We start from the raw sequence: 7,835 nt of genomic DNA, 5'->3' as shown, positions 1-7,835 counted from the left end.
GCCCGGAAGCCGGGGGCGGGGCCGAGGCGCGCCCTCACCCCCGCTTCCGCCCTCTCGCCGTCACCCCCGGCTCAGCAGCCGGGAGGCCCCGGCTGCCACCGTGGTGGCCAGAACCCACCCCACCAGCACCAGTCCGGCGGCCCCCCACTGCCAGCCGCCCGTCATGCGCCAGTAGCCGTCCTGGCCGAGCCCGATCACCGGGATCAGGAGATCGAGCGCGTAGAGCGCCGGATTCCACTCCGGGTGCTCGTCCCCCTTGATCGACTCCGGCTGGTGCTGGGAGAAAGCCAGGGTGCTCGCCGCCCAGAGGACGGCCATCCACACCGCCGCCCGCCCCGGCCGGTAGCCGTACGCCACCGTCCAGTCCTGGAGGAAACCCCACAGTTTCCCGGCGATCGGCAAGGTCTCCCGGCGCCTGCGCTGCTTGGCGAGCAGCACCTCCCGGGCGTCCGCGTCCTCGCCGCAGTTGCGCAGCACGGTCGCCAGCCGCTCGTACGGTTCGGGGACGTACTCCGGGGTGGCGGCGAGCACCCACTCCAGCCGGCGGGAGAGCGGGAAGTGGCCGTACGGGACGAGGTTCTCGTAGACGAACCCGCCCATCGCCAGACCACCCGGTCCCGGCCAGCTGCTCGACAGGTCGATCAGCGTGACCACCCGCGCGCCGTTCAGCACGACCCGGCCCTCCTCGGGACGCTCCAGGCTGAACCGCAGCTCGGGCACCACGATCCGGCGCAGCGACAGCTCCTCCTGCGGCTCCAGCACGAACCGCGCCAGATGCAGGTCCAGCACGTCCCCGAACCGCCCGTCGTCGAGCCGGACCCCGCCCCGGCACTCGAAGATCTGCGAGCGCGAACCGCGGGCGGGCGTCAGGTCCGAGGTCGGGCCGTGCACGATGCCGTACGGGGGAGTGGTGCCCTGGTTCCCCGTCTCGGTGCTCACCCATGCCTCGGTCAGGTAGAGCGTCCGCTCCACCCTCAACTGCGGTGCGTTCAGCGCCTTGCGCCCGTCCGCCGCCCGCAGCCGGCTGCCGCGCAGGCTCAGCGAGCCGCCCACCGTCGCCCCGCGCAGGCTGACTTCGCCGTACGTCTCGATCATCTCCGCCTGGAGGTCCTGCGCCACGGTCAGCCCGTCGGCGGCGATGGCCCGGCCCCGCCGGTCGCAGCCGACGCTGATCTGGTTGATCAGCAGGTCCGTACCGATCTGGGCGTCCGTCAGACGCACGCCCCGGTCGACCCGGCAGCGCGGCAGATGGAGATCGCCCTCGGTGTGCAGCCGGGCCGCCTCAAGCCGTGGCATCGCGCAGCCGACCATCCGCAGCGTCGTGAAGTGGCACTCGGGGAAGACCACCTCCTGCTCGAACCGGCAGCCGGTGAGCTCGACGTACGGCGAGACCCGGCCGCCGGCCAGATCCAGCTTGCCCGTGACGCGTACGCCCCTGAGCTTCAGCGCCGCCACCCGCCCCGGCCTCGCCGGTGGACCGCTCAGCAGCAGCCTCGCCACGACCCTGGCGCCGACGCTCCGCCCCGGCCCCCACATGTGCGGGCCGAACGGATCGTCGCGTTCGGGGTCGTGGGTGCGCAGATCGAAGGTTGTCCCGTTCCGGAAGGACTGCCACATGCCCAGCTCCGCGGCGCTGAGTCCTTCCGGGATGTCGCTCTCGTGCGGCTCCGTCACTCCCGACCTCCCTGTGCACACGCCCTGGGTCGTGTCCGGCCGTTCCCGCCGGGCGGGCGGTGGCCGGTGCGGCACCTCGCGGTTCGTCGGACCGCCCGAGCATCCGCTACTCGGGCGGTCCCCCGTTTCGCCACGCGCCGCACCGGAGACCGCCCGCCGATCCGACGCGCGTGGCCGGACACGACCTACTGCCGTTCTTCCCCCTGTGTGACCGTATGAACGGAAAACGGAACACAGGGTGACGGAGATATGTATCAGCCACTGATACGGCCGACCGGACGGCTCGGGCGGTCTGAGAGAATTGGGGGTGTGATCTCTCGAATCGATCTGCGCGGCGACGTCCTCCCCGAGGGCGCCCCCTTGCGCGACCTGCTGCCCCGTGCCGAGTTCGACGTGGAAGCCGCCCTGGAGACGGTGCGGCCCATCTGCGAGGACGTACGCCATCGTGGCTCGGCAGCGGTGATCGAGTGGGGAGAGAAATTCGACGGCGTACGGCCCGCATCGCTCCGGGTGCCGGCCGCCGCGCTCGCGGACGCGCTGCGCGACCTCGACCCCGCCGTGCGCGCCGCGCTGGAGGAGTCGATCCGCCGCGCCCGCCTCGTCCACCGCGAGCAGCGCCGCACCACCCACACCACCCAGGTCGTCCCCGGCGGCACGGTCACCGAGAAGTGGGTGCCCGTCGAGCGCGTCGGCCTCTACGTCCCCGGCGGACGCTCGGTCTACCCGTCCTCCGTCGTCATGAACGTCGTCCCGGCCCAGGAGGCAGGGGTCGAGGGCATCGCCGTGTCCTCCCCGCCGCAGAAGGAGTTCGGCGGCCTGCCGCACCCCACCATCCTGGCCGCCTGCGCGCTGCTCGGCGTGGACGAGGTGTACGCCGCCGGCGGCGCCCAGGCCATCGCCCTCTTCGCCTACGGCACCGAGGGTGAGGACGGCTGCCGCCCGGTGAACCTCGTCACGGGCCCCGGCAACATCTACGTCGCCGCCGCCAAGCGCCTCCTCAAGGGCCGCATCGGCATCGACGCCGAAGCCGGGCCCACCGAGATCGCGATCCTCGCGGACTCGACCGCCGACCCGGTGCACGTCGCCGCCGACCTGATCAGCCAGGCCGAGCACGACCCGATGGCCGCCGCGGTCCTCGTCACCGACTCCGAGGAACTCGCCGCCGCCACCGAGGCCGAACTCGCGCCCCAGGTCGCCGCCTCCAAGCACGTCACCGACCGCATCGCGCCCGCGCTCGCCGGCCGGCAGTCCGCGATCGTCCTCGTCCGCGACCTCGCGGACGGCCTGAAGGTGGTCGACGCGTACGGCGCCGAGCACCTGGAGATCCAGACCGCCGACGCCGCCGCCGTCGCCGACCGCGTACGCAACGCCGGCGCGATCTTCGTCGGCCCCTGGTCGCCGGTCTCCCTCGGCGACTACTGCGCCGGCTCCAACCACGTACTGCCCACCGGCGGTTGCGCCTGTCACTCCTCGGGTCTCTCCGTGCAGTCCTTCCTGCGCGGCATCCACGTCGTCGACTACACCCGCGACGCACTGGCCGAGGTCACCCACCACGTGGTGACCCTCGCCGAGGCGGAGGACCTCCCCGCCCACGGCGCGGCACTCAAGGCACGGTTCGGCTGGAAGGTCCCGCAGGCGTGAGAGACGACAGCACCACCAGCACCACCCGCCCCGTCGGCATCGACGACCTCCCCATCCGGGAGGAGCTGCGCGGCCAGTCCCCGTACGGTGCCCCCCAGCTCGACGTACCCGTCCGGCTGAACACCAACGAGAATCCCTACCCGCTGCCCGAGGCCCTCGTCGAGCGGATCGCCGAACGCGTCCGCGAGGCCGCCCGCGACCTCAACCGCTACCCGGACCGGGACGCCGTCGAACTGCGCACCGGGCTCGCCGGCTACCTCAGCCGCACCGCCGGCCACGAGGTCACCACCGCCCAGGTCTGGGCGGCGAACGGCTCCAACGAGGTCATCCAGCAGCTGATGCAGGCGTTCGGCGGCCCCGGCCGCACCGCCATCGGCTTCGAGCCCTCGTACTCGATGCACGCCCTCATCGCGCGCGGCACCGGCACCGGCTGGATCTCCGGCCCGCGCAACGAGGACTTCACCATCGACGTGGAGGCGGCGGAGAAGGCCATCGCCGAACACCGCCCGAACGTCGTCTTCATCACCTCCCCGAACAACCCCACCGGCACCGCCGTCGAGGCCGACACCGTCCTCGCGCTGTACGACGCGGCGCAGGCCGCCCGGCCCTCCCTCGTCGTCGTCGACGAGGCGTACGGCGAGTTCAGCCACCGCGCCTCGCTGCTCCCGCTGATCGAAGGCCGTCCGAACATGGTGCTCTCCCGCACCATGTCGAAGGCGTTCGGCGCCGCCGGGCTGCGCCTCGGCTACCTCGCCGCCGACGCCGCCGTGGTCGACGCCGTCCAGCTGGTACGCCTGCCGTACCACCTGTCCTCCGTCACCCAGGCCACCGCGCTGGCCGCCCTGGAGCACACCGATACGCTCCTCGGGTACGTCGAGCGGCTCAAGGGCGAGCGGGACCGGATCGTCGCCGAACTCCGGTCCCTGGACTACGAGGTCACCGAATCGGACGCCAACTTCGTCCAGTTCGGACGCTTCGAGGACAGCCACGCCGTCTGGCGGGCGATCCTCGACCGGGGCGTCCTGGTCCGGGACAACGGCGTACCGGGATGGCTGCGGGTGACCGCGGGGACCCCGGCAGAGAACGACGCGTTCCTCGATGCGGTTCGCGAAATCAAGAAGGAGCACGACGCATGACGGGCGAGAGCCGCATGACGGGCGAGAGCCGCGTGGGCCGCGTGGAGCGCACCACCAAGGAAACCTCCGTACTGGTCGAGATCAACCTCGACGGCAGCGGGAAGGTCGACGTCGCCACCGGCGTCGGCTTCTACGACCACATGCTCGACCAGCTCGGCCGCCACGGCCTCTTCGACCTCACGGTCAAGACCGAGGGCGACCTGCACATCGACTCGCACCACACCATCGAGGACACCGCCCTCGCCCTCGGCGCCGCCTTCAAGCAGGCGCTCGGCGACAAGGTCGGCATCTACCGCTTCGGCAACTGCACCGTCCCGCTGGACGAGTCGCTCGCCCAGGTCACCGTCGACCTCTCCGGCCGCCCCTACCTGGTGCACACCGAGCCGGAGAAGATGGCGCCGATGATCGGCGAGTACGACACCACGATGACCCGCCACATCCTGGAGTCCTTCGTCGCGCAGGCCCAGATCGCCCTGCACGTCCACGTCCCGTACGGCCGCAACGCCCACCACATCGTGGAGTGCCAGTTCAAGGCCCTCGCCCGGGCCCTGCGCTACGCCAGCGAACGCGACCCGCGTGCGGCCGGAATCCTGCCTTCCACGAAGGGCGCCCTGTGACCGGCCTCAACACCATTCTGATCGTCGTCGGCCTCTTCCTGGCCGGCGGCGTCTACTCCTTCGCCAAGCAGGGCATGCCCAAGGGCGTCGTCGTGCTGCTCTGCATCGCGTCCGCGCTGTGCCTGGTCGCGGGCGTGCTGCGGATCCAGGGACTGTGGGACTGAGGACATCGTGAGCGAGAAGAAGAAGGTCGTCGTCTTCGACTACGGCTTCGGCAACGTCCGGTCCGCCGAGCGGGCGCTCGCCCGGGTCGGCGCGGACGTCGAGATAACGCGTGACTACGACAAGGCGATGAACGCCGAGGGGCTCCTGGTCCCCGGCGTCGGCGCCTTCTCCGCCTGCATGGGCGGTCTCAAGGCAGCCCGCGGCGACTGGATCATCGGCCGCCGTCTCTCCGGAGGCCGCCCGGTGATGGGCATCTGCGTCGGGATGCAGGTCCTCTTCGAGCGGGGCATCGAGCACGGGGTGGAGACGGAGGGCCTGGACGAGTGGCCCGGCACCGTCGGCCCGCTCAAGGCGGACGTGGTCCCGCACATGGGCTGGAACACCGTCGAGGCACCCGAGGACAGCAAGCTCTTCGCCGGACTCGACCCCGAGGCCCGGTACTACTTCGTGCACTCCTACGCGGCGCACGACTGGACCCTCGAAGTCACCAACGCCCACATCCGCGCCCCCCGCGTCACCTGGGCCACGCACGGAGAGCGGTTCGTGGCGGCCGTGGAGAACGGCGCGCTGTGGGCCACCCAGTTCCACCCCGAGAAGTCCGGCGACGCCGGTGCCGAGCTGCTGACCAACTGGATCGAGACGCTGTAATGCCGAAGCTTGAACTCCTTCCCGCCGTCGACGTCCGCGACGGACAGGCCGTCCGCCTCGTGCACGGCGAGTCCGGCTCCGAGACCTCCTACGGCTCCCCGCTGGAGGCGGCCCTCGCCTGGCAGTCCGCCGGCGCCGAGTGGCTGCACCTGGTCGACCTCGACGCCGCCTTCGGCACCGGTGACAACCGCGCGCTGATCGCCGAGGTCGCCGGTGCCATGGACATCAAGGTCGAGCTCTCCGGCGGTATCCGCGACGACGCCTCGCTGGAGGCCGCCCTCGCCACCGGCTGCCGCCGCGTCAACCTCGGCACCGCCGCCCTGGAGACCCCCGAGTGGGTCGCCAAGGTCATCGCCCAGTACGGCGACAAGATCGCGGTCGGCCTCGACGTCCGCGGCACCACCCTGCGCGGCCGCGGCTGGACCCGCGACGGCGGCGACCTCTACGAGACCCTCGCCCGCCTCGACTCCGAGGGCTGCTCCCGCTACGTCGTCACCGACATCGCCAAGGACGGCACCCTCCAGGGCCCCAACCTCGGCCTGCTCCGGGACGTCTGCGCCGCCACCGACCGCCCGGTCGTCGCCTCCGGCGGTGTCTCCTCGCTGGACGACCTGCGCGCGATCTCCCTGCTGGTGCCGGAAGGCGTCGAGGGCGCGATCGTCGGCAAGGCGCTCTACGCCGAGGCGTTCACCCTGGAAGAGGCGCTCAAGGCGGTCGCCGCATGACGGACTCCGTGCCCGCGGCTTCCGCACCGGCGGACTCCGCACCCGCGTCCGGCGTGCGCCGGATCCAGTCCGGCGCGCCCTGGGAGGAGAAGTTCGGCTACGCCCGCGCCGTCGAACTCCCCGGCGGCCTCGTCCTGGTGGCCGGCTGCACCTCCGTCGTCAAGGGCGAAATCTCGGCCGGCTCCCCCTACGAGCAGGCCGTCGCCTCCTTCGAGGTCGCCTTCGCCGCCCTTGCACAGGCCGGCCTCGGCCGCGAGGACGTCGTGCGTACCCGCATGTACCTCACGCACGCCCGGGACGTCGACGACGTGGGCCGCGCCCACAAAGAGCTCTTCGACGACGTGCGGCCGGTCGCCACGATGCTCATCGTCTCCGGCTTCGTCGACCCCAGCCTGGTCGTCGAGGTCGAGGTCGAGGCGTTCCGCGGAGGCGACCGATGAGCCTCGCCGTACGCGTGATCCCCTGCCTGGACGTCGACAAGGGCCGGGTCGTCAAGGGCGTCAACTTCCAGAACCTGCGCGACGCGGGCGACCCCGTCGAGATGGCCAAGCTGTACGACGCCGAGGGCGCCGACGAGCTGACCTTCCTGGACATCACCGCCTCCAGCGGTGACCGGGAGACCACCTACGACGTGGTCCGCCGCACCGCCGAGCAGGTCTTCATCCCGCTCACCGTCGGCGGCGGCGTCCGCACCCCCGAGGACGTCGACAAGCTGCTGCGCGCCGGTGCGGACAAGGTCGGCGTCAACACCGCCGCCATCGCCCGCCCGGAGCTGATCCGCGAGATCGCCGAACGCTTCGGCAGCCAGGTCCTCGTGCTCTCCGTCGACGCCCGCCGCACCCCGGAGGGCACCTTCGAGGTCACCACGCACGGCGGTCGCAAGGGCACCGGCATCGACGCCGTCGAGTGGGCGCACCGGGCCGCCGAGCTCGGCGCGGGCGAGATCCTGCTCAACTCGATGGACGCCGACGGCACCAAGGACGGCTACGACACCGAGATGATCAAGGCGGTACGCGCCCACGTCACCGTCCCCGTCATCGCCTCCGGGGGCGCCGGCCGGCTCGCCGACTTCGCGCCCGCCGTGGACGCCGGGGCCGACGCGGTCCTCGCCGCCTCCGTCTTCCACTTCGGCGATCTGCGGATCTCCGAGGTCAAGGGCGCCCTGCGGGAAGCCGGACACCCGGTCCGCTGAGACACGCCCGAGGGGCGGGCGGGGAACGCACGTTCCC

The 7,835-nt window shown here is 71.9% G+C and carries 9 protein-coding genes; 8 read left to right on the top strand and 1 reads right to left on the bottom strand.

Annotation, left to right across the window (positions count from 1 at the left end; translation table 11 throughout):
- Window positions 1-60 precede the first annotated feature (60 nt).
- Window positions 61-1,674 carry an oxidoreductase gene (locus ACFWEP_RS28165; RefSeq protein ID WP_387374093.1) on the bottom strand — a complete coding sequence of 538 codons (1,614 nt, stop codon included), beginning with the start codon at window positions 1,672-1,674 and terminating at the stop codon, window positions 61-63.
- Window positions 1,675-1,983: 309 nt separating this feature from the next.
- Between ACFWEP_RS28165 and hisD the strand changes: the two genes are divergently transcribed.
- Genes hisD through hisF form a run of 8 tightly spaced genes read left to right on the top strand, consistent with a single transcriptional unit; the run spans window position 1,984 to window position 7,798 of the window.
- Window positions 1,984-3,315 (top strand): histidinol dehydrogenase, encoded by a 1,332-nt coding sequence (gene hisD, locus ACFWEP_RS28160; protein ID WP_387374092.1) that lies wholly within the window; start codon window positions 1,984-1,986, stop codon window positions 3,313-3,315.
- Window positions 3,312-4,451, top strand: coding sequence for a histidinol-phosphate transaminase (locus ACFWEP_RS28155; RefSeq protein ID WP_387374090.1), 1,140 nt, complete (start codon window positions 3,312-3,314; stop codon window positions 4,449-4,451). Before hisD ends, ACFWEP_RS28155 begins: the two co-directional genes overlap by 4 nt.
- Before the next feature lie 14 nt (window positions 4,452-4,465).
- On the top strand, window positions 4,466-5,068 hold the full coding sequence (gene hisB, locus ACFWEP_RS28150; RefSeq protein WP_266710430.1) for an imidazoleglycerol-phosphate dehydratase HisB: 603 nt from the start codon (window positions 4,466-4,468) through the stop codon (window positions 5,066-5,068).
- On the top strand, window positions 5,065-5,232 hold the full coding sequence (locus tag ACFWEP_RS28145) for a hypothetical protein (protein ID WP_266703338.1): 168 nt from the start codon (window positions 5,065-5,067) through the stop codon (window positions 5,230-5,232). The genes hisB and ACFWEP_RS28145 overlap by 4 nt, the downstream gene beginning before the upstream one ends.
- Before the next feature lie 7 nt (window positions 5,233-5,239).
- A complete protein-coding gene (gene hisH, locus ACFWEP_RS28140) occupies window positions 5,240-5,881 on the top strand; it encodes an imidazole glycerol phosphate synthase subunit HisH (protein ID WP_387374088.1) in 642 nt (213 codons plus the stop codon).
- Complete coding sequence (gene priA / locus ACFWEP_RS28135) at window positions 5,881-6,606, top strand: bifunctional 1-(5-phosphoribosyl)-5-((5-phosphoribosylamino)methylideneamino)imidazole-4-carboxamide isomerase/phosphoribosylanthranilate isomerase PriA (RefSeq protein WP_387374087.1); 726 nt, start codon at window positions 5,881-5,883, stop codon at window positions 6,604-6,606. The genes hisH and priA overlap by 1 nt, the downstream gene beginning before the upstream one ends.
- Complete coding sequence (locus ACFWEP_RS28130; protein ID WP_387374085.1) at window positions 6,603-7,046, top strand: RidA family protein; 444 nt, start codon at window positions 6,603-6,605, stop codon at window positions 7,044-7,046. Before priA ends, ACFWEP_RS28130 begins: the two co-directional genes overlap by 4 nt.
- Window positions 7,043-7,798, top strand: coding sequence for an imidazole glycerol phosphate synthase subunit HisF (hisF, locus tag ACFWEP_RS28125; protein WP_266703334.1), 756 nt, complete (start codon window positions 7,043-7,045; stop codon window positions 7,796-7,798). The genes ACFWEP_RS28130 and hisF overlap by 4 nt, the downstream gene beginning before the upstream one ends.
- Window positions 7,799-7,835 lie beyond the last annotated feature (37 nt).

The sequence above is a fragment of the Streptomyces sp. NPDC060198 genome (assembly GCF_042728415.1).
Taxonomy (GTDB): domain Bacteria; phylum Actinomycetota; class Actinomycetes; order Streptomycetales; family Streptomycetaceae; genus Streptomyces.
This window is presented reverse-complemented; position numbering and strand designations above follow the sequence as displayed.